At 45.1% G+C, this 21,246-nt stretch carries 19 protein-coding genes; 3 read left to right on the top strand and 16 right to left on the bottom strand.

Features of this window, described 5'->3' with window-relative positions; genetic code table 11:
- Positions 1-544 precede the first annotated feature (544 nt).
- Together KSK55_RS13735 and KSK55_RS13730 are read left to right on the top strand one after the other, a co-directional pair.
- Positions 545-1,150 carry a PDDEXK family nuclease gene (locus tag KSK55_RS13735; RefSeq protein ID WP_218607308.1) on the top strand — a complete coding sequence of 202 codons (606 nt, stop codon included), beginning with the start codon at positions 545-547 and terminating at the stop codon, positions 1,148-1,150.
- 27 nt (positions 1,151-1,177) lie between these two features.
- Positions 1,178-2,026, top strand: coding sequence for a universal stress protein (locus KSK55_RS13730; RefSeq protein WP_218607307.1), 849 nt, complete (start codon positions 1,178-1,180; stop codon positions 2,024-2,026).
- 8 nt (positions 2,027-2,034) lie between these two features.
- Here the strand turns inward: KSK55_RS13730 and KSK55_RS13725 are convergent, their stop codons facing one another.
- The 11 genes from KSK55_RS13725 to KSK55_RS13675 form a co-directional block, all read right to left on the bottom strand.
- Positions 2,035-2,709, bottom strand: coding sequence for a V-type ATP synthase subunit D (locus KSK55_RS13725; protein ID WP_218607306.1), 675 nt, complete (start codon positions 2,707-2,709; stop codon positions 2,035-2,037).
- Positions 2,694-4,100 (bottom strand): V-type ATP synthase subunit B, encoded by a 1,407-nt coding sequence (locus KSK55_RS13720; protein WP_256664028.1) that lies wholly within the window; start codon positions 4,098-4,100, stop codon positions 2,694-2,696. The genes KSK55_RS13725 and KSK55_RS13720 overlap by 16 nt, the downstream gene beginning before the upstream one ends.
- Positions 4,100-5,866 (bottom strand): V-type ATP synthase subunit A, encoded by a 1,767-nt coding sequence (locus KSK55_RS13715; protein WP_218608955.1) that lies wholly within the window; start codon positions 5,864-5,866, stop codon positions 4,100-4,102. Before KSK55_RS13715 ends, KSK55_RS13720 begins: the two co-directional genes overlap by 1 nt.
- A 52-nt stretch (positions 5,867-5,918) precedes the next feature.
- Positions 5,919-6,197 (bottom strand): V-type ATP synthase subunit F, encoded by a 279-nt coding sequence (locus KSK55_RS13710; RefSeq protein ID WP_218607305.1) that lies wholly within the window; start codon positions 6,195-6,197, stop codon positions 5,919-5,921.
- Positions 6,194-7,387: a V-type ATPase subunit gene (locus KSK55_RS13705; RefSeq protein ID WP_218607304.1), complete on the bottom strand. Its 1,194-nt coding sequence runs from the start codon at positions 7,385-7,387 to the stop codon at positions 6,194-6,196. The genes KSK55_RS13710 and KSK55_RS13705 overlap by 4 nt, the downstream gene beginning before the upstream one ends.
- Positions 7,387-7,992 carry a V-type ATP synthase subunit E gene (locus KSK55_RS13700; RefSeq protein ID WP_218607303.1) on the bottom strand — a complete coding sequence of 202 codons (606 nt, stop codon included), beginning with the start codon at positions 7,990-7,992 and terminating at the stop codon, positions 7,387-7,389. The genes KSK55_RS13705 and KSK55_RS13700 overlap by 1 nt, the downstream gene beginning before the upstream one ends.
- 8 nt (positions 7,993-8,000) lie before the next feature.
- Positions 8,001-8,726, bottom strand: a complete 726-nt coding sequence (locus tag KSK55_RS13695; RefSeq protein WP_250545251.1) for a V-type ATP synthase subunit K — start codon at positions 8,724-8,726, stop codon at positions 8,001-8,003.
- Entirely contained in the window at positions 8,723-10,705 is a 1,983-nt protein-coding gene (locus KSK55_RS13690; protein ID WP_218607302.1) for a V-type ATP synthase subunit I, read from the bottom strand. The genes KSK55_RS13695 and KSK55_RS13690 overlap by 4 nt, the downstream gene beginning before the upstream one ends.
- Positions 10,680-11,021 carry a hypothetical protein gene (locus KSK55_RS13685; protein ID WP_218607301.1) on the bottom strand — a complete coding sequence of 114 codons (342 nt, stop codon included), beginning with the start codon at positions 11,019-11,021 and terminating at the stop codon, positions 10,680-10,682. Before KSK55_RS13685 ends, KSK55_RS13690 begins: the two co-directional genes overlap by 26 nt.
- A gap of 133 nt (positions 11,022-11,154) precedes the next feature.
- Positions 11,155-12,261 (bottom strand): DUF362 domain-containing protein, encoded by a 1,107-nt coding sequence (locus KSK55_RS13680; protein WP_218607300.1) that lies wholly within the window; start codon positions 12,259-12,261, stop codon positions 11,155-11,157.
- Between the two features lie 49 nt (positions 12,262-12,310).
- Complete coding sequence (locus KSK55_RS13675) at positions 12,311-13,231, bottom strand: AEC family transporter (protein ID WP_218607299.1); 921 nt, start codon at positions 13,229-13,231, stop codon at positions 12,311-12,313.
- Positions 13,232-13,408: 177 nt separating this feature from the next.
- Here KSK55_RS13675 and KSK55_RS13670 point away from each other — a divergent pair, with 177 nt between their 5' ends.
- Positions 13,409-13,966, top strand: a complete 558-nt coding sequence (locus KSK55_RS13670) for a LemA family protein (RefSeq protein ID WP_218607298.1) — start codon at positions 13,409-13,411, stop codon at positions 13,964-13,966.
- A gap of 9 nt (positions 13,967-13,975) precedes the next feature.
- On the opposite strand, the gene KSK55_RS16545 is transcribed toward KSK55_RS13670, so the two are convergent.
- The 5 genes from KSK55_RS16545 to KSK55_RS13645 all read right to left on the bottom strand — a co-directional run bounded on the left by KSK55_RS16545 (position 13,976) and on the right by KSK55_RS13645 (position 21,236).
- Entirely contained in the window at positions 13,976-15,265 is a 1,290-nt protein-coding gene (locus tag KSK55_RS16545) for a diadenylate cyclase (RefSeq protein WP_256664027.1), read from the bottom strand.
- Positions 15,266-15,395: 130 nt separating this feature from the next.
- Complete coding sequence (locus KSK55_RS13660) at positions 15,396-17,528, bottom strand: NosD domain-containing protein (RefSeq protein ID WP_218607297.1); 2,133 nt, start codon at positions 17,526-17,528, stop codon at positions 15,396-15,398.
- A gap of 241 nt (positions 17,529-17,769) precedes the next feature.
- Positions 17,770-18,624: a deoxyribonuclease IV gene (locus KSK55_RS13655; RefSeq protein ID WP_218607296.1), complete on the bottom strand. Its 855-nt coding sequence runs from the start codon at positions 18,622-18,624 to the stop codon at positions 17,770-17,772.
- Positions 18,621-20,030 (bottom strand): aldehyde dehydrogenase family protein, encoded by a 1,410-nt coding sequence (locus tag KSK55_RS13650; protein ID WP_218607295.1) that lies wholly within the window; start codon positions 20,028-20,030, stop codon positions 18,621-18,623. Before KSK55_RS13650 ends, KSK55_RS13655 begins: the two co-directional genes overlap by 4 nt.
- A 66-nt stretch (positions 20,031-20,096) precedes the next feature.
- Positions 20,097-21,236, bottom strand: a complete 1,140-nt coding sequence (locus tag KSK55_RS13645) for a glycosyltransferase family 4 protein (protein ID WP_218607294.1) — start codon at positions 21,234-21,236, stop codon at positions 20,097-20,099.
- Positions 21,237-21,246: the final 10 nt, after the last annotated feature.

The raw sequence follows: 21,246 nt of genomic DNA, 5'->3' as shown, positions 1-21,246 counted from the left end.
TACATCCGATAGGCACCCTGACTTTTTCGAGATCAGCCGGTCAAAAGACCAAATAGTTTTTTTTTACCGATTCAATAATCGTAGAGTAGACACAGGGGAGCTTTACCTAAATAGTTCATAATTAGATAAAAGGGTAAATAATAATTCTCATTTAATAATATCCCATTACAATTAAATTCGACATCCCTAATATATTGAGCCATTTTGATCGTATTGGAGAAATTAGAGAGGATAGTGCATACCCCTCATTTTTGTTGCAGGGTTTATAAGTGATTTAAATACTCTTATTTCCCAACATGGGGTTAATCGCTATTCTCTAGATATATTGAAAAAACAGAATCGAATTTCAGATATTAAAAATCAGGAGGGATAATAAGTGGAACCGCTGTTATCCCAAAAGCCATTTTTTTCTTTAAAGCAAATTTTACTATTTCTCTCTGCAATCTTCCCTGTTCCAGTCCAAAAAAGGACCCATATGTTTCGATTTTGTTTCGTTTTTTCCCGGAACAGATAATATCACTCATTACAATAGTATATCAGGAAAATGTCACCATCTTCTAAACCAAAAACATCATCCCAGGATCAAACCAACCCGGACGGACCACTCTCCTTTGAAAAAGTCTGGCTCATGTTCCAGGAGACGGACAAAAAGTTCCAAGAGACAGACAAGAAATTCCAGGACACAGATAGAAAATTCAAGGAAACTGATAAAAAGCTGAATAAACTGGAACGCTTATTCGTATCCCAATGGGGAAAACTGGTTGAATCCCTGGTAGAAGGTGACATTATTTCAATTCTCAACCAGCGTGGGATAAAAGTAACTGATACCATCAAACGCAGATCAGGACGTCGTGATGGTGTTGATTACGAGTTTGATATCATCGCAATAAACGGAACTGAAATAGTCATAGTAGAAGTAAAAACAACACTCCGGCCTGAGGATATCAGGGGTTTTTTGAAAAAACTAAGGCAGGCAAAGAACTGGATGCCCGAATATTCTGACAAGAGGGTATATGGAGCGGTTGCATTTATATCAGAAGACGCTGGTACTGCAGCAATGGCTGAGAAGAATGGTCTTTTCGTGATCCGTGCTACGGGTGACAGTGCCAGCATCGTGAATAATAATAGTTTCGTTCCAAAGATTTGGTGACGTTATCTTTCAACGAGAGGGTAATATATGTTCAGGCGTATCCTGTTTCCCACAGATTTTTCTGAGTATGCACGGCGAGTAATGGATTGTATTGCAGGCCTTCCTGGTGTTCTGGAAGTTGTGATGCTCCATGTGATTAGTTCTGACAGTCCGGCAGCTCTTCGGGGAGATATCGAGTCATCTGCACGTGAAAGACTTGAATCAGACCGGGCTCTTCTTCAAAGTCTTGGAATTTCAGTTATAAAAACAGAAGTCGTGCTCTCAGAATCGGTACCAGCCTCAATTGATGAGGTCGCAAAAAGACATGAATCCACCATCATCGTAATGGGAGCCAGAGGAAAGGGTCTTATTAAAGGCCTTCACCTAGGTAGTGTTACCCACCGGGTGTTACATGATTCACATACGAACCTTCTCATCATGCGAGGACAGATTATCGAACGGCTATCTGGAGAAAAATTTCAGAAGTTCTGTCCGATGATTTTTTCCAAAGTACTGATTCCAGTTGATCTGACCCCGGATTCATGGGATGCAGTTCAAAAGATCGGAAAAATCCCGGAGGTCATTGAGATAATTGTCTGTTCGGTCATATCACGTGGAGAAACGGAAAGTGAGATTGAACGGATACGAAATAAAACCGCAGATGCCCTGAAAGAAAAATGTGCACAACTGAAAACAGCCGGAGCAGAAGTCAGGTGGAGAATTCTTGAAGGTGATCCGGTCAGTCGTGTTCTTGAGTATGCAGATGAAGCAGATGTATCCCTGGTTTGTACCGTTCCGACAGAAAAAGGTATAATAGCAGAGTTATTGCATGGAAGTTTCTCATGTGAACTGGCACGACGTACCTCCAGACCTGTTCTGGTAATCAGAAAAGATTGAGAAATAGATCAGGCAATACCTTTTTCCTCAACCTCCTTTCGTTCCATGATCTGTTTCATTCGCTTTCTTCTAAACAAGTCTTCCCGCTCACGTTCTTCAAGCCTGAATTCAATGTATTTCATTGTCTGCTGGAGCCGTGGGATGACCAGGTGTTCTAAAGCATTGACTCTTCTCCTAGTTCTGTTCATCTCAAGAGTGATCCGGTCAGCTCTTCCTTCAAGTGATGCATAGGAGAGAAGAGAATGCAAAACCTTCTCATACCGGAGAGCGGCCTCATCTACCTGGCCTGAGGTGCCAAAAACGCTGTATCCTCGCTCGTTTCTATATACTCCCTGTTCAATTCCTTCAGACATGGTAATGACCGGAACTCGTACCCCCATGACCTGAGAAGAGGTAACCTCCAGTCCTGGAATATGCACACACGAAGATGCCAGGTCAGATAGTCTGACCCATCCGGTAATTATTCCAGCCAGTTTGAGTGCTTCGTAGGCTTCTTCCATCTCTTTTTGAATGAAACCAGCCCTCTGTTCCATCTCTGTAGTAAGCCGTGTATGTTCAATAACAAGGGCATCTAATTTTTCCTGTAAAATGTCCCTGCCCTTCTGGGCGATAAGTTCACGTCTTGAGAGCCTGAGAAACTCAAGTCTTGTTGGTCTGACTCCTGCAATTACGGCCCGCTGCATTCCAGAATCTCCTCTCCGTGATAGTAGGCTTTTATAAATTCTGTGCTAACTCGTTTCAATTCAGATTTTGGAAGGATTGACAACAGATCCCAGGCTAAATTGAGAGTATCTTCAAATGACCGATCCTCATACGAGGCCTGCCTGATAAAATCATTCTCATACCGGTCACAAAACCGGATATATATCTTATCAAGTGAAGAAAGCCCCTCTTCTCCCATCACTGCCACCAGACTTTTGAGCCTGATTCCCCGGGCATATGCTGAATAGAGTTGGTTTTTTACCTCTGCGTGATCTGCCCGTGTCCGGCCTGGTCCGATGCCTCCCTGCATAAGACGGGAGAGACAAGGCAGAACATCCACCGGGGGATAAATCCCTTTCCGGTGCAGGTCACGGGAGAGTACTATCTGTCCCTCGGTAATATACCCAGTCAGGTCGGGGACGGGATGAGTAATATCATCATCAGGCATGGTCAGGATAGGAAGTTGGGTAATTGATCCTTCTCTGCCCCTGATTCGACCGGCCCGTTCAAAGAGTGACGCAAGATCGGTGTAAATGTATCCGGGATATCCTCTTCTCCCAGGAACTTCTTCTCGTGCAGCTGCAATCTCCCGGAGTGCCTCACAATAATTTGTAATATCTGTCAGCACCACAAGAACGTGCATTCCCTTGTCAAAAGCCAGATATTCAGCGGTGGTAAGTGCAAGCCGGGGAGTAATTATCCGTTCAATAGCCGGATCGTCTGCAAGGTTCAGGAAAAGGACTGCTCGTTCAAGTGCTCCGGATTCTTCAAACTCACGGATGAAGAACGCAGACTCTTCATAGGTAATCCCCATCGCTGCAAAGACGACAGCAAACTTTTCCGCCTGACCAGTCACCTTTGCCTGCCTTGCAATCTGGGATGCAAGCAGATTGTGGGGAAGTCCTGCCCCGGAGAACAGGGGAAGTTTCTGACCCCTGACAAGGGTGTTCATACCATCAATTGATGATATGCCGGTCTGGATAGAGTCACGGGGGTGTTCACGGGCAGAAGGATTTATCGGTGATCCATAAATATCCCTGATACACTCCGGAATGACCGGTCCTCCTCCATCAAGCGGCCTGGCACTTCCGTCAAATGTTCTTCCCAGCATGTCAGACGAGAGGGAGATCTTCATCGGTTCACCTCTGAACCTGACCTTTGTCAGTTCTGTGTCAAGATCACGGGTACCCCGGAAGACCTGAACCATTGCTCTGGTGGTTGTCGTCTCCAGAACCTGCCCGATACGAACCTCTCCATTTGGAAGCACAATTTCCGCTATCTCCCCATAACCGATACCTTCTACACCATCAAGAACCATCAGAGGCCCGACCACTTTTGAGACACCGGTATACATCCGGAAACTGGTTTCCATTACACCCCTCCCTTCATTTCACGGACAGCCCGGATATCAGTTTCAATCTCTAAAAACAACGATTCTTCCTCGTCCGGTGATGATGAGCCCATCCGTGCAAACCGTTCAATAATGGGAAGAGTCCGAAGCTGTGATACCGAAACCCCCATTTCCAGAGCAAGTTCTGCACGGTTAAAAAAAGAAAAGATTGCCTGAAGCATCCGGTACTGCTTTTTCGGTCCGGTATATGTATCAAATTCATCAAAAGCATATTGCATGAGATAGCTCTCACGGAGAATCTCAGCTTTTAACAGGAGCAGGCGATCAGATTCAGGAAGAGTTTCCGGGCCGACAAGTCTGATGATCTCTTCCAGTTCATTTTCCCTTTGGAGGATCTCCATCATCTCCTGTTTCATTCTGACAAAATCCGGACCAATATGCTCTTCCCACCATGATCCGGCTATTGAGCTGTACAGGGAATAAGACATAAGCCAATTAATAGCAGGAAAATGCCGTTGGTATGCCAAATCTGCATCAAGTGCCCAGAAAACCTTTACAATACGAAGAGTATTCTGGGTAACTGGTTCTGAAAAATCTCCTCCCGGAGGAGATACGGCCCCGATGACCGAGATAGAACCCTCATGATCACCTGTTCCAAGCAAAGACACCCGTCCGGCACGTTCGTAAAAGTCAGCAAGACGTGAACTCAGATATGCCGGATATCCTTCTTCTCCAGGCATCTCTTCTAGCCGACCAGATATCTCCCGCATTGCCTCTGCCCATCGTGAGGTTGAATCAGCCATAAGAGCAACATGGTAGCCCATGTCACGATAGTACTCAGCAATTGTAATTCCCGTGTATACCGATGCTTCACGGGCTGCAACTGGCATATTGCTGGTATTTGCTATCAGAACCATCCTGCTGCTTAGGGCATGACCAGTCCGGGGATCTTTCAGAGTTGGGAATTGTTCAAGGACATCTGCCATCTCATTGCCTCGTTCCCCACATCCAATGTAGACAATGATATCTGCATTAACCCACTTGGCTAGCTGTTGTTGCACGACAGTTTTTCCTGACCCAAAAGGACCGGGTATTGCTGCTGTCCCACCTCTGGCAAGAGGAAAGAGGGTGTCAATAATTCTCTGGCCGGTCATCAAAGGTTCAATGGGATCAAGACGTTCGCGAACCGGTCTTGGGTCACGAACCGGCCAGCGTTGGATCATGGTAAGGGTTTTTTTCACAGTTCCAGTATCGATAGTGGCTATTGTATCGGTGATGACATATTCTCCTTTTTCAGCCAGTGACTCAAGCGTTCCACTGACTCCGGGAGGAACAAGGATATAGTGATGGACAGCGACGGATTCACGGACACACCCAAGGCGATCCCCTTCATGAATCATGTCTCCTTTTTTTGCACATGGATAAAACCGGTATTTTTTCGTCCGGTCAAGGGCAGGAGCAGACGCTCCACGTTCGATCATATCACCAGTATTGCGAAGGATCTCCTCAAGCGGACGCTGAATACCATCATACATAGTGCCCACAAGACCCGGACCAAGTTCAACCGAGAGGGGAAGATATGTCCGTATTACCGGTTCACCAGGAGTAAGACCGATGGTTTCTTCATATACCTGGATTGTGGCCCGGTCTCCTTCAAGAATGATGATTTCCCCGATTAATCCGGTATTTCCAACCTTCACCGATTCATACATACGGCTCCCTGCCATTCCCTCAGCCTCAACAACAGGACCGGTAACCCTGATAATTACCCCGTTATTCTCATTCATTTCTCTCATCTCACCATTCCTCCCGAATGCACAATACCACACCATCCATTCCTCATGCTGTTCCTCCACACACTTCCGCTTGATCGCCAATATCAGGGATTATTGAGATAACTGGAATCATCCGGGGTGATGTTTTCGCTTCCCTGATCATCTCCGGGATCATTCTGGCAACCGGTTTACTCACCAGGATTACACCAATCTCTGAATTTTTAAGACAAATCTCCATTGCCTGTTTTGCATCGTCAAGCGTCTCACAGATAAATGCTTCATGAACTCCGCCAAGAAGAAAACCAAGACTCAACCTTTTGAATGCAAGCACAGCCACCTTCATGTCTCCTCCGGTCCCGTAATCAGCATCTTACCAATCTGGTCAGAGGAAAGGCCTTCAGAAAGACCTGTCAGGATGATACGAATATTTCTAAGTTCAAATTCTTTTGCTACCAGGTACCAGAGCAGCGGCCCACCGGTATGGTAGTATTCCATGGATAACCGTGAGATCGTTTCAAGGAGATACCGATCTAATGCAAGATCTATTGAAAGCATACTCTCTGTGGATGGATATGATCGGAGCAGGGGAGAAAGAACTGAATCATACCTGGTTCCTGACAACTGACGAACCAAGTCTGGCAAGCTCATCATCTCATTCATCTGTATAAGCCTCCATGATGGCAGATCAAGGCCGCCGTCGATTAAGCATGGCATAACCTGCTGGGGGTTCCAACCGGCATGTTTTGCCCGGATTAATGTTCTGATATTTTGAATATCAATGAGTATGGAGATATAATCCCGATATGGAGAGGCAAGATAAGCCTGCACCATTGAACTCTGACTTTTTATTTCTGCAAATCCCATGCAATCAAGGACATGATCCAGATAAAAGACAGATTTTTCTTTCTCATACAGGACAAGACCGTCTGCAAGAATTTGACCATATCGTGTCTCATGAAATATTCTCGCCGCTTCACTCACCGAACGTGAGTTCGCAATTTTTAAGGCTACATCTGTGGTAAACTCTTCAGGCCAGAGAAGAGGAATCTCTGGAATAATTGCTGCACGACCATCATGGACCATTCTGAGGATCCTTTTTACTTTGGCAATCTCCTGAAAAGAGAGTATTGCATCAAAAAAAAGCCATGCATCCCGTGGAGCCTGTGAACGAAGAGTCTGGACTTCATCATACCATGCAATGAGCAGTTCTTCTTCAGCCTGATCCGGGTTGCAATCAAGAGAGACCGATGCCAGGTACCCGGAGCTTTTCAGTCTGCTGATAGAATCAGGAAGAGAGCCACTTTGCATAAGATCCTGCACAAGTTCCGGTTCAATATAGGGCACTCCCCTCGCTTTTATCCTGGCGACAACAGGCGTGTATGACGTAAGAGAAAGGAGGACCGGAAAATATCCGACAATACTTAAAAGAGTCAGAAACAAGAGAAACATGACGGCAATAAGAATTGCAGCAGTAAGTTCAGTTATAAATGGGGATCCAGCACTCAATAGTACGGTAAGATCCGATATTTCCATCAGGATTCACCATTCTGAAACAGGATCTGTGATGCGATGCTTATCATCTCACGTTCCATCCTGGTAACTCTGGTTTCAAAAGTGTTGTCTATTGATACATTATCGGAGATACGGATACAGATGACACCCCCGTTTGTGTCTATTGAATCATCTGAAATTCTGATCGAGAATCCTTCACTGTTTACCTTCTTCATAACGGTTTCAGCAAGAGACCGGTCATCAGAGTGAACCTGCACGAGAATATCAGATTTTCCAAGATTCTGAACACATTCTCGGATAAGGTTTTCAAAAAGAGCAGGATATTCATCCTTTTTACGAATTTCGTTCAAATGCACGGACACTTCCTTAAAACATTCATTAATGATATCTTCTCTGGTTTTACGGACCAGACGTTTTGCCTCTATCCTGGCTCGTGACTGTTCACTGGCAATATATTGTCTTATTTCCCGATGCCCTTCTGCCATCCGGTGATTGTAGGCTTCCTCTGCTTTCTGTTCTGCCTGGGTCCTGATATGTGAGATGTCACATGTCTCTTCAGACCTGATGATCCTGATCTCCTTATCCGCTTCTTCACGAATTCGGGTGATGATAGTATCGACTGACATAATACGCCTTATCCACTAAAAAGTCCAAGCCCAAAGAGGATCAGAATAGCGATGAGCAGACCAAAGATTGCAAACGTCTCTGACATAGCGGCAAATACAAGGCTTCGGCCAATTGCTCCAGGATTTCGTGCGGTTGCAGCAATCCCACTTGAACAGGTAATCCCCTGACCAATAGCAGAAAATCCGGCAAGACCAACCGCAAGGCCTGCACCGATAAGACCGATTGCAACCGGCATCTCAACCGAAAAATCTGCGGACAGAATTCCCGTGAGAGCAAGCATAAGAACTGCAATCAAAAGACCATAAATTGCCTGAGTCTCGCAGACGGCAGAGAAGACCACACCTTTCCCAAACATTTCCGGTTTTTCTGCAGTGTTGGAAACACCGGACGCAGCAGCGATACCCTGACCAATAGCTGAAAATCCGGCGAGACCGACCGCAAGGCCTGCTGCTACGGCAACAAGCCCGGCAGGAGTCGGGATATCACCGGCTGTTCCTCCTAAAAAACCACCAGACTGAAGAATCAGAATTGCTATTAATAGCCCGTATATGGCCTGGGTCTGAGGGATTGCTGTAAATACGAGGGCCATTCCAAACTTCTCCGGTCGTTCAGAGATAACCCCGGATGCTGCAGATCCGACTATTCCTACCCCGATTCCGGAACCAATTGCAGAACATCCAACTGCAATCCCTGCTCCGATAGCCATTAAAACCGCACCAGTACCTATTGTCATAATACCTCCTCTCTCATGTTTCGTGTATATATCCGACTCTCTTGGAAGGGGACAAACTCCTTTCCACCGCCAGCGTAAAATTTCCCAAAGAATTCAATGTAATGCAGACGTAATGCATGAATCACACTCCCCAGGGTCTGAATAGCAAGGTTGAAAATTTGACCGGCAATGCAAAACAATATCGCCGGGATAATCATAAATGGATGAACTGAAGCAATCATTTCGGATAATATGTTAATTGTCATGGCAATGCCTCCGGTAGCAAGAGCAAGGGCAAGTATCCTGACATATGAAAGCCAGTCTCCTAGAAATCCAGTAAGACTGAAAAAACCCATGGGCCCTTTCTTAATAAAAAGAACCGCAAGCCCAAATAACGCACCTACAAGAGCTAAATTTACAGTAAGGGGTGAAAATGTCATCCAGCCAAAGAATACTATAAGGAGTACTGCTGCAGATGGTTGAAGAATAAACCAGATTCCCTGCTCCTGAAATGCTGTCCGGTACATTTTCGCTCGAATATTCTGCCAGAGTCCAAGCAGGATACCAAGGTTGATATGAATCGTACCGATAATGAGAGCTACCTGGAACAGGAGAATTGGTGACTGAAGCGGTTCAATCAGGACGAATGGTGGAGTGATATGAAAGAACCGGGGGAGCATGTCACCAAACCAGCCACCTTGAATGGTTCCAAGAATAATATCTGCAATACCTGAACAAAGCAGAATATAACTCATGTCCCTGAAGGGAGCATCATATTTTCCAGGTCCACGGTAGAGGAGCCATCCCACGAGAGCAATGATCACCCCATACCCGGCATCACCAAGCATGAGTCCAAAAAACAAAAGGTATGCTGGCGCAAAAAACGGAGTTGGATCAATCTCATCATACCGGGGTCTTGAGAATGTTGTCGTCAGTAACTCAAACGGAGCCAGCCATTTAGGATTGTCATATCGGACCGGAACATCATCTTCTGGTCCTGCAGGTCGTATATGCAGGAAAAACTCACTATCAGTTATCTTTTTGAGAAGAGATGAAAGGCGGTCTGTGTCTTTTACCCGGACCCATCCATGAAGGTATACAACATCTCTGCTTGATCCAAAATTCCGGGTTATTTCAAGCCGTTCCCGCCGTATTCCCAGTTCTTCTCGAATAGCCCGTAATGGCACCAGATATTTTTTTGCATGGGAAGCAAGTGATTCTAATAACTCCTGTTCACCAACCTGATATCTCTCAAGCTGATCCTGTTCCTGCATGAGTATTTCCGAAGGAAGACCCGAATACGACTCTGGGAGAATGATACGATGAAACCAGGATTTATGAGATAGTTCTTCAAGAATCCCTTTCATTTCAGGAGTTCCTATACAAAAAACAACCACATCCTGGTCATCTGGTTCTTGGGTCAGATAGATCTCATCATTTTTGGTTTCATTCTGCCATGCCTGGAAGAGATCTATTGATTCTTTTTTTATCCATCCGGCAACAGAAAAAGTAAAAAGGCCAGTGGCCAGGTATGAAACATCTACATCCAGAACAGAAAGACGATTCAGATATGATATTCTATCAAGGGTTACCTGCTGTAATTCCCTGTTTTTCTTAAGATTTTCATAAACCTCAAGCGCAGTTTCAGCAGATCCAAGCAGATCATCTGCCAAGTGTATAACATCATTCAGAGGTTCAGTGCGGGCAGGAACGAACACCTTATCCGGGGGTGTGAGGAGAGATTTCAAGGAGGTATCTGGTTTCAGATCATATGACTGAAGAATCTCACAAACCCGATCAGCCCTGAATTGCAGGTTAATGATTTTCTCTATATCTTCTTTCGGAACTTCAGGAGGAGAGGAAGGAATATCTTCCACACTGGCCCTTTTCAGATCAAGAACTTCAAGTTCTCCCTGCTCATGAAGAGAAGAGGTGATATCTGTAAGCCATCGACGGTGAATGCCGATGATGACACTATTCATTCGGGCTGGATAAAACATGATCCTCTCCGGTAATCATCCGGATCAGACGAAGAACTGCATCATCTTTCTTCTGTGTTGAATGTTCCCTGATGCGTTGTGCTTCATCTTTGGCATTTTTTAAGAGGAGGGTATGCTCCTCTTGCATGTCTTTTTCAGCTCCCTCTCTCTCCTCCCGTACTTTCTTTTCAGCATCAGAAAGACGGAGAGCCATCCTTTCTTCTCCTTCCCGTATAGCCTCTTCAATCGCCAGCTTCTTTCTCTGCCGTGCTCCCTCGATCAGATCAGCAGCTTCCTGCTCGCATTTTTTTATCTGATCTATCTCAAGGATCCCCATACTACATCTTTTTAGTCTATCTTCACGTCATTTATCAGTTGTCATCAGGTCTCATCCAGGGCATCGACCCATCTCCATGTCAAAAAATATCAAAAAAACCTGTTATTGCCGGCACAACGGGTGCCAGGAGGAATTATATTTCAATTAAGGTATAATTTCGCGATCCAAGTCCTATCTCATGACCATAATCAATCTGGTGATACCCTTCAACCTGCTCCCAGACTCCTTTGAATTTATTCTCTCCTGGCTGGTGGTGATAGTGAAGTGATGAACACTCAAGGCCTTGCTCATTATTAATCAAATCAATTGCAGCAGCGTCAATTGCAACCGGATCATCAGATGCCAGGAATCCAATATCAGGAACAATTGGTGAATCACTCCACGGAACACAATCACAATCAGGGGTAATATTCGTTAGAAAACTCACATACAGAACTTTTCCGGATTTGCCTGCAACTGCTCCCAGGGCATACTCAGCCATACGCTCCAAAAACCTCGGTACATCCCGTTCCCAGTTAAAGGATATTGCCTGTTCAGGGCAGACCTGCAGACAGGCTGAACATCCATAGCAGATAGATTTATCAACGACTGCCTTCTTTCCGATATGAATTGCCCCAAATGGACACTGGGTTACACAATATCCACATCCGATACATTCAGACTCGTTAACTTCAGCCTGCATCCCCTGGTGCTGATCGCGTTTTCCAAGAGGAGAAGCACATCCCATCGCCAGGTTTTTAATTGCTCCCCCAAATCCTGCAAGAGCATGCCCTTTGACATGAGTAAGAACAACCATAGCCTGTGCATCAAGAATATCCCTGGCTATCCTAACGGACTTGAAATGCTTTCCCGGGATATCCACATCCCCATAACTATTTCCTGAAAGGCCATCTGCTATCAGGACCGGAGCATCAACAACTGCATACGCAAATCCATGTCTGATGGCGGTTGTTATATGGTCTGCTGCATTGTGTCGCGATCCAATATACATTGTATTAGTATCAGTCAGAAATGGTTTTCCAGACAATTTTTTGACAGCATCGACAACCTGTCTGACAAAAACCGGTTTGATATACGTATCATTGCCAAGCTCTCCAAAGTGCAGCTTAATGGCTGTTAAATCCCCCTCTTCAATCATCCGGGATAGTCCAGCCACTTCACAGAGTTTTGATATCTTTACACAATTATTCTCATCCGGATTCCGGACCCGCATACGAGCCAGATAGACTGTGCTGACCATCGTTCTTCCCGTGAGATTGTTACCTGAAAATATTTAGTTTAGCCCTCTCTCATGGCAATAAAAAAATGCTTATGAGCGGTATTGTCACAAGAGAGAGCAGGGTGGAGATAAAAACTCCTTTGGAAGCAAGCTCCGCATTCACCCCATACTCTTCAGAGAGCAAGACCGTATTTGCAGCCACCGGCATGGCAGCTAGGAGAACTGGAATTCCGAGGAGAAGAGGATCATGAACAAATGGTGATATCAGAAGAAACACTACAGCAGGAATTGCAAGAAGCCTGATGGATGAAATAATCCAAATCCGTGTATCTGACAGCATTTCAAAAAAAGGCAGAGGAGCCAGGAATGTTCCAATGACGATCATTGCAAGCGGGGTTGTTATTGAACCAAGGAGCGAGATTGATTCATTGATAGGTGATGGGATAGTAAGACCGGTTCCTAAAAGGACAAGACCCAGGATGGATGCAATAAGACCCGGTGTGACAATCCGTTTGATGTCCGGTTGACGTGCGAGATCCGGGCGAAGCAAAAACACTCCCACGGTAAAGACCAAAAAACCGAAGGGGAGGTTGACGAGTGTAACATAAAAGACAGATGCTTCACCAAACATTGCATACGCTACCGGATACCCCATAAATCCCAGGTTTGAAAAGATAAGCATGAAACGTAACACTCCAGTTTCAAACCGGGACCCATGGAGGAGTAAAGGAACAATTCCAGCAAAGATGAACGAGACAACATAAACCACAATTTCAATGAATACTATCATTTCCATTGAGTAAATGAGCCCTTCAGAGAGTGGTACCTGCATACTTTCCAGAATAAGGCAGGGTATTGCGACGTTTACCAGGAGGGACGATAGACCGGATGCACCACTTCGGGTGATATATCCCATGCGAAACGCAACAAATCCTACCCCAATCAGGATAAAAAGTGTGAATATACTTGTTACCACCGGGATAAAGTCCATAGTACACCAGCCGACTCCTTCATGGATCACGCAATGGATATTGAAGAAAGATCTCGTATGAAGGTTGTATGTTCTACCACATAGTTGGGATCATGACTGAATTTTCGAATTGCTGAATATGACCGTGGGAGGAGGAATTTTATCTCTTTCCGGCGTCAATAGGTTGTAGGACTACCTATGATAGGATTAATAATTGCCGGGATCGGGATTCTGATCCTGCTTGGTCTTGTAGCATGGTTCATCTCACTCTATAACCGATTTTACGCATTGAAAAACTCGTATGAAGCAACCCTTGGTCAGATTAAAGTCGCATTGAAAAAACGGCTTGACATGATAGACCAGCTGCTGGGTGCGGTGAAAAGTTATGCTGCATTTGAAAAGGAGACTTTTGAACGTGTCACTGCCATGCGGGCATCGGTTGGATCAGCTGGTAGTGGTGATATTCCGGCGTTAGAGGCAGAATCCCGGTCGATATTGGGTCGTCTTCTTGCAGTCATGGAAAATTATCCAGACCTGAAAACCCAGGCTACAGTATCTGAACTTATGGGCGCTGTAAAAAACGTTGAAGACGAAATTGCCCGTCAGCGGTACACATGTAATAATATTGCCGAACAGTTCAACACCATGGTAGATACTATTCCCTCGAACTTTGTCGCACGGTTTTCAGGCCTTACAAAACTGGAATACCTTGAATTTGAAGAAGAGATTAACAAGAGACCAGAGATCTCTTTTTAATTATTTTTTTTAGTTAGTCTCAAGGATGATTCGTCCACGAGCCATTATCCTGACCTGACCACCACTTTCTGATACAACTATCCCAATAGCTTTTGTCTCCTGGGTTATGGCTGCAACTGATACATGTCTGGTTCCAAATCCTTTTGAGAGCCGGACATTACTGGTATCAATGGATATGTATCTGCCCGCTGCTTCAACTGTCCCATCCTCCCGTATCACAAATGCTCCGTCAAGGAGAGAAAGTTCTTTGATATTTTCCCTCATATCCGGATTTGTTATCATACGTTCGCATTCTGAGTGACCTGCGAGTGGATTCAGGATCAGTTGTCTTGATCGCTCAAGAACCGCATCACTGTCACCCAGGACAAATGCTGTTCCAACCGGTTTTCCTTCTCTTCCTTCTCTGGCAATTTCTATTGCCAGTTTTATGACCTGCTTGCAGATGTACTGATCCCCATGATAATAATCTGAGATACTATCGGCGATCTGGTCAAGTTCTCTATCTGTTACCGGACCAGATGACTGTCTTGACAGTACCTGACCCCCTTCAGGAGCCGGACGTTTTCTGATATGATATATGACAAGACCACTGATGATAAGACCGCCTACTCCGGTCCCGATAAGAATCCAGAATAACGGGGTAGCTAGAAATGGAACACCTTCTCCGGGTATGAGTGGCATATCTCCGGGACTCATATTTGCTGTGATCGAAGGTCTAGTTGCATTTTTATCTGCTGAAAAATACCCTGGATCAATAGTCAGCAGGAACCGGTATGAGTCATATGCCTCATCATACATTCCCAATTTATCATAGCATGTCGCCCGATGATACCAGGCATCAGCATAATACGGATCACGTGCAATGGCCTTTTCAAACTCTATGAGTGCTGCCTGACAATTACCCGCCTCTTCAAGTGAACGTCCTAATTGGAAATATGTCTGGGCAGTCTCATTGTTACCTATTTCTGTAAGAGACGGAGTTGGAACTGGACTTGCCGGCACTGTCCCGGTCAATGTTGGCCTTGGAGAGAGCGTTTGCACTGGCATCTGTATAGTCGGTGATGTTCCAGGTTTTGGATTCTCTACCGGAGGTTTTACAGCTGGTTCCTTGGTGTGAATAGGAGCTATTGTTGCCTTTGTGGTTACATCCTGCAATGGAATAGGAGAGGTTGCTGAAGGGGTTAGTATGTCTACTCCGGCAGGTATAGGAGTCTCAGCATAACAGGGCTGAATCGATGATATTCCAAACAAAATCAGAATAAACACCATCAGGTACCGATACCAGGTGATGGCGTTCATAGTATAACTAAGGTGCTGATTAGTGATAAAGATGTAACTGAAAGGACGATTCATTTTGAGGTTTAATAAGATATTCAGTCCTCGTTCGTAATTAAAAAGATAAAAACATGATCGTATAAATAAAAATATTTCAGGTAAACCCGGCAATGATGGTGTGATCACGGGTTACATTGATAAACTGATACTCAGTCGCCGGTTCAACAGTAGAGCCGTCAATCAGAAGATAGTCTATCTCATGCCCTTCATAAGGTGTGAGAACAAAGGTGACATTCTCTTTTTCCATAACCTCAACACTCCCCTCTGGGAAGATAGCACCACCAGGGCCGGCGTATGCGGTTACAGTATATCCTGGGACCATTTCTCCATTTGCCTTGTTCATCATGACAATGGAACCGGATGATGTAGTATTCTTGGCTACATCAGTAGTCTTTGGAAGATAAGTCAAAGCTGGAGGGACAACAAGGAATGGTGTTGTATTGTTCTCCACCGTATCAGTTCTATTTCCAATCTGCACTAAGACAGGGGCCGTTTCATTTGATACTTCCAGAATAGCAGGAGAAGCCTGATTAACTGAACTCACCTCAATAGCCTCAGGTGTGACACCGGAGTCTGTTACGCTAATGTTGATTACAACCGTCTCATCTGCTGCCGGATACCGATCAATTGTTCCAGTGGCGAGGGTCTGATTCTGATGCTGCACCTTCCATGAGGTATAAAGTGGAACATCTGCAGGGACAGGAACAGACAGGCTTGATGTTGGGACTTCATCAAGAACAACCTCGGTATTTACCGTTGTCAGAAGACTAACCTGATAACCAGGTGACAGTCCTGTAAAGAACAGATACCCGTTCTTCACTAGAGGAAGAGATGATATGGTTTCATTCTGAACAGTAACATTTTCAGAGACATTTCCCTGTCCATCCCTGACTTGCACGACAGAGGTATTCAAAGCAGAGAAAACTGATTCTTCTCCATTATACTCATTCTGAACGGAGATAGAAGGAGAATATGAGGAGTTATTTGTCGTGTAGTTCACATCACTAGTCCCAGTGATGTTAACAGGGATTAATAAATTCTCCTCTATCTGTTCACTGATTACGCTCTCGTTCACAGTGCTGTTATCTGTATCGGATTGTGTTCCGTTTGCCTCAGGAAGAACGTCACCTTCTGATTCAGATATAACAACAACTTCAGGTTCCGGAGTCGGAGCAGGATAATTCTTGTCGGTGTTCGTCAGGGGGAGATAATCAATGTTGTATGCATTAATTTCATATGGTGTATCACCTATGCCATACCCGTCTTCATCTGCAACATCATCTGAAAAACCAGAAAGACCTGGTGCCGATCCCCAGTAATTGCCGCCTTTATATGGGCCACCAAGAATATTCACACCGACGTCAAGGGTGGTATTCCATGAGATATCACTGCTGATATCATCAACTGAAATATTATTGACACTTCCAAAGTAGTTATTGTAAATTTCTGCACCCCTGACACCATTCCCGATTACCACAACAGGGCCGGTTTCAGTTTTTGAGAAATTGTTATCGACGATTACAGAGTTTTCAGAGTTTTCAAGCTGGAGTGCAGCATACTTGTTATCACTCACATTGTTTTTGGTCATTGAAAATCCAGTTGAATCTGTGACCTGAATGCCATACACCTCGCAGGTATTGACGTTATTTTCTATGAGGGAGACATCAGTGGTTTTCATAACGATGACACCAACACCATTATTCTTCAGATTATTCTTTTTTAGTGTGACCAAATTAGAATTCTGTTCTATGTTTATGGCTTTTGAACAATCACGAATCATATTGTCAAAGATGGTAATGACATCAGAGTACTCAATGTGGATTCCAGTCGGACAATCGATGATATCAAGGTTTGAAATCTCGTTTTGGTCACCTTCTTCACCTTTCACGTACTGGTAACTGACTGCTGTATTCCAGTCCTCAAGTTTGAGGTTTTTTATCGTGACATTGGTGATTGAGCCACCGTACTTGTTCACATAAACACCAACTGATTTGTCACGCTGATCTCCACCCAAAAAAAATCCTTGACCGTCGATCACCACATCAGACGACTCAACCTTAATTCCATACATATCTGTAATACCACGGGCATCAGCCGTTAGCTCATACATCCCTGGTGATGTTATCACAACAGGAGCAGTTATCGGCTGTGCTGATACAGATACAATACATACAGTAAATATTACCAGGATGAGAGATCCCAGGCACCTTAATGAATTTCCTGACATCACAAACACCTTCCCCATCTTCGAAGATTCAGACATCTATGAACCTGAAGAGTTTCCTATCTCTACGTATAGGTAAGGAACCCTATAAGGTTCTCGGAAAAGTACCAGATATTACAGAGATTTTTACACCTTGCCGTATTTAAAACGATGAAACAGGAAGGAAATCAGGACAGGATTTTATCATCCGGATAGAATATTTTTTCTTAAATTTCATCTATACAGACATATTTTGGAAGAATCCTCATCCCATAAGGTCCCTGACCTTCTGGATATTTTCATTATCTCCGCGCCGATCATCAACAGGGGTTTCGCAAATGCAGGGTATCCCAAAAAATCCTGGATGGTGAAGTATGGATAAAATTCCTTCCTCTCCTAGTGCTCCAAGACCAATATGTTCATGTCTGTCAAGTCCACTTCCACAGTTACCTTTTGCGTCATTGAGATGGATCAGTTTCAGGTTTAGTAGCTCTATCCGCTCTTCAATGAGATCGCTCACCATCCCGACAGACTGCTCATCTCTGAGATCATATCCTGCAGCAAAAGCATGACAGGTATCAAAACAGATCCCGACTCGAGAGGTATCCTGGCATCTCCCAAAGACATCCGCAATTCCTTCAATCGTGCTCCCTACAGAGTTTTTCTCTCCGGCGGTGTTTTCAAGTAAAAGCATGGTATCTCCGGACACCTCGGAAAGAGCAGTATCAATAGCCTGGACAACCCGATCACGTCCTGAAGTCAAACCATCGCCGGCATGACCAAGGTGTGTGACAAGGTACGGGATAGATAATGTTCTGCACCTTTCAAGTTCCAGGCATAATGCCTGAACTGATTTCTCATATAAAGATGGTTTTTCTCCAGCCAGGTTTGGAAGGTATGAGATGTGGGCAAAAACAAGACCTGGAGAAAATTGTTTTATTGCCTCACGAAATGCTAATCCTTCTTGTTCTGAAATTGGTTTTGCCTGCCATCCTCTCGGATTTTTGGTGAATATCTGAAAACAGTCACATCCCCGTTCCCGAGCCCGGTCAAAAGCATTTGCAAGGGATCCGGCAATGGAGACATGCACCCCTACTTGTCTTTTATAATCTCCCTTCATGGCTGAATAAGAATTGTCTTTTCTTCAAGGTATTGTTCCAACGCATATCGCCCGTTTTCGCGCCCGATTCCGGAGAATTTCGTCCCCCCAAATGGAACTTCAGGCGGTATTCTCAGGTGTTGGTTTACCCAGACGATTCCGGCTTTGAGTTCCTCAGTTGCTTTTGATATAATTCGCATATCATGAGTCCATATCGATGCTCCAAGACCAAACCGTGTTGCATTGGCACGGGTAATCGCTTCCTCAAGACTATCAAACGTGGATATCGGAAGCACCGGACCAAAAACCTCATTGTTCATCACCGGAGCATCCGGATCCACATCTGTCAGAATGGTGGGATGGTAAAAACTTCCCATACATGATGAGGAATCAGGAAGGGTACCTCCACAGAGTACGGTCGCCATCTCCCGGGTAATCGTCTCTTCAACTTGGGAATGGAGAGCATCACGTTGGCTCATCGTGTGTACCGGTCCCATATCCACACCTTTTTCAAGACCGTTTCCTACTTTAAGGGCTCCGGCATATTCGCGAACTCTTCGGATGAACTGATCAGAGATTTTTTTATCAACAAAAACACGTTTAATAGCCGTACAGGTCTGACCACAGTTAAAAAAACGCCCCGAAACAGCACCTTTTGCCGCAAGATCAGGATCTGCATCCTGACAGACAATCATCGCATCACTTCCCCCGAGTTCCAGAATTGTCTTTTTAAGGGTTGGTGCTGCGATCTCAGCGACTCTGATTCCGGTCCGGACTGCTCCGGTAAATGATAAGGCTCTAATATCCTGGTGCCGTGCCAATGCTTCCCCCACCTCATCTCCAGACCCAGTCACTATCCGGACGACAGACGGGGGAAGACCTGCTTCATAGAGGTGTCCTACAAGGGTCAGACATGTCAGAGGTGCTGTTGATGAGGGCTTGAGGACCATAGTATTCCCAGAAGCCAGAACCGGACCGATTTTCCAGCTCATGATGAGTGCCGGAAGATTCCAGGGAATGATTGCAGCACACACCCCGATGGGTTCCCTCCTTACCATCATATGACCATACTGCCTGCTCACCCCATAATCACCCCTCAACATTCCAGAGATTGAGGCATAGTATTCTAAAACCCTTGCAAATCCGGCGATCTCATTCATGGATTCTTTCAGGGGTTTTCCCTGTTCACGGGTCAATAAGGTAGCAAGGTTTTTCTGGTCGGCCCGAATCCTTCCGGCAGCAGAAAACAAAATTTTTGATCGCTCCGGGGGATCAGTCCTGGACCATGACAGGAATGCATCGCCAGTCTCCCGGACCGCCTCATCAACATCATGAGCAGTTCCTGCCTGAACCGTTCCGACAAGACTCCCGTCTACAGGATTATACACAGATATCATATCGCGATTGTTGCCCTGTCCATTCTGCATGGTAACAGATTTGATCCCCAGATGAAAAATTACAGTGGTGAGGAGGAAAAAGAAAAGATTTGGAATTCAGCTGCAGACTGTTCCATACATACAGTCAAGGTTTTCTGCAATACCTTCCCATCTGAATTGACGGTATACTTTTGATCTGCCGGACCTCCCAAATTTTGACAACCGGTCCGTATCTTCAAGGGCCTGACAGATCCCTTCTGCGATTTGGTCAGCAGAGACTTCGACTTTTATTCCATCACGATATGATTCGATATTTTCGTGTAGACCACCCACATCACAAGCCACAACCGGCTTCCCCGCACTCCATGCCTCAGGGAGCACGATTCCAAACGGTTCATTTCTACTTGGTATCACCACCAGGTCTGCGGCTTTTAACAGTCTGACATATTCTGCATCACTGATATATCCAGGGAATCTGACCGGAAGACCGCGATCATAAGCAACTTGGGAAAGCCACGGACGCATGCCACCATCACCGGCCATGATCACCTGCATTCCCCAGAATTGATCTTTTACCCTGGGCAATGCATCAAGGAGCAGATCCGGGCCTTTTTGGTACGCCATCCTGCCAATAAAGAGAATGGTCGGTGCATATGGATGTATACCGAGGTCTGCTTTTATCGCGCCCTGATCTAGATCAACATCAAACTGTTCTGGTATCACCCCATTTGGAAATACTCGGATCTTCCAGTCAGGAACCTGATACAGATTCATAACCTCTTCACGAAGGACATTGCTGACTGTTGTTACCTGCTTTGCAACAAGTCCGGCATACCATTCCTTCCCACAGATCTCGTGATATTCCCACCAGTCCCCATGCTGGTTTCCATTTCGCCCATATTCAGTAGAGTGATACGTGAAGACGGTGTTTCTCTCTTTTAGGAGGTGCAATGCCTCAGTAACATGCCAGTCATGAAAATGAAGGATATCAAACGGTTTTCTATCGAATTCTTTAAACCGGTTCACCATGCCATGACTCATATTCCGGCAGTATTCAATGATATTTCCACCTTCAGGTCTGACTCCGTGATAATGAACCCCGTTAAAGGTAAAATCACAATCTCCCCTGGTAAAGAAATGAACATCGTTTCTTTTCGCAAGCTCCTGAGCTACATATGTGGCCGCGTTCGCAAGTCCGCCCACCCGTTCGGAGTACATTGACTCCCAACAGAAGAATGCAATTTTTTTCCGTTCCACGTATACATCT

The sequence above is a fragment of the Methanospirillum hungatei genome, from assembly GCF_019263745.1.
Taxonomy (GTDB): domain Archaea; phylum Halobacteriota; class Methanomicrobia; order Methanomicrobiales; family Methanospirillaceae; genus Methanospirillum; species Methanospirillum purgamenti.
The sequence above is the reverse complement of the archived record's forward strand: the minus strand, read 5'-3'. Positions and strand labels throughout refer to the sequence as shown.

What these genes read in the sequence shown, in the direction of transcription:
- KSK55_RS13735 (WP_218607308.1), top strand. Translation starts at nt 545, where the DNA reads ATGTCACCATCTTCTAAACCAAAAACATCATCCCAGGATCAAACCAAC.
- KSK55_RS13730 (WP_218607307.1), top strand. Translation starts at nt 1,178, where the DNA reads ATGTTCAGGCGTATCCTGTTTCCCACAGATTTTTCTGAGTATGCACGG.
- KSK55_RS13725 (WP_218607306.1), bottom strand. Translation starts at nt 2,709, where the DNA reads ATGCAGCGGGCCGTAATTGCAGGAGTCAGACCAACAAGACTTGAGTTT.
- KSK55_RS13720 (WP_256664028.1), bottom strand. Translation starts at nt 4,100, where the DNA reads ATGGAAACCAGTTTCCGGATGTATACCGGTGTCTCAAAAGTGGTCGGG.
- KSK55_RS13715 (WP_218608955.1), bottom strand. Translation starts at nt 5,866, where the DNA reads ATGAATGAGAATAACGGGGTAATTATCAGGGTTACCGGTCCTGTTGTT.
- KSK55_RS13710 (WP_218607305.1), bottom strand. Translation starts at nt 6,197, where the DNA reads ATGAAGGTGGCTGTGCTTGCATTCAAAAGGTTGAGTCTTGGTTTTCTT.
- KSK55_RS13705 (WP_218607304.1), bottom strand. Translation starts at nt 7,387, where the DNA reads ATGGAAATATCGGATCTTACCGTACTATTGAGTGCTGGATCCCCATTT.
- KSK55_RS13700 (WP_218607303.1), bottom strand. Translation starts at nt 7,992, where the DNA reads ATGTCAGTCGATACTATCATCACCCGAATTCGTGAAGAAGCGGATAAG.
- KSK55_RS13695 (WP_250545251.1), bottom strand. Translation starts at nt 8,726, where the DNA reads ATGACAATAGGTACTGGTGCGGTTTTAATGGCTATCGGAGCAGGGATT.
- KSK55_RS13690 (WP_218607302.1), bottom strand. Translation starts at nt 10,705, where the DNA reads ATGTTTTATCCAGCCCGAATGAATAGTGTCATCATCGGCATTCACCGT.
- KSK55_RS13685 (WP_218607301.1), bottom strand. Translation starts at nt 11,021, where the DNA reads ATGGGGATCCTTGAGATAGATCAGATAAAAAAATGCGAGCAGGAAGCT.
- KSK55_RS13680 (WP_218607300.1), bottom strand. Translation starts at nt 12,261, where the DNA reads ATGGTCAGCACAGTCTATCTGGCTCGTATGCGGGTCCGGAATCCGGAT.
- KSK55_RS13675 (WP_218607299.1), bottom strand. Translation starts at nt 13,231, where the DNA reads ATGGACTTTATCCCGGTGGTAACAAGTATATTCACACTTTTTATCCTG.
- KSK55_RS13670 (WP_218607298.1), top strand. Translation starts at nt 13,409, where the DNA reads ATGATAGGATTAATAATTGCCGGGATCGGGATTCTGATCCTGCTTGGT.
- KSK55_RS16545 (WP_256664027.1), bottom strand. Translation starts at nt 15,265, where the DNA reads ATGAACGCCATCACCTGGTATCGGTACCTGATGGTGTTTATTCTGATT.
- KSK55_RS13660 (WP_218607297.1), bottom strand. Translation starts at nt 17,528, where the DNA reads ATGTCAGGAAATTCATTAAGGTGCCTGGGATCTCTCATCCTGGTAATA.
- KSK55_RS13655 (WP_218607296.1), bottom strand. Translation starts at nt 18,624, where the DNA reads ATGAAGGGAGATTATAAAAGACAAGTAGGGGTGCATGTCTCCATTGCC.
- KSK55_RS13650 (WP_218607295.1), bottom strand. Translation starts at nt 20,030, where the DNA reads ATGCAGAATGGACAGGGCAACAATCGCGATATGATATCTGTGTATAAT.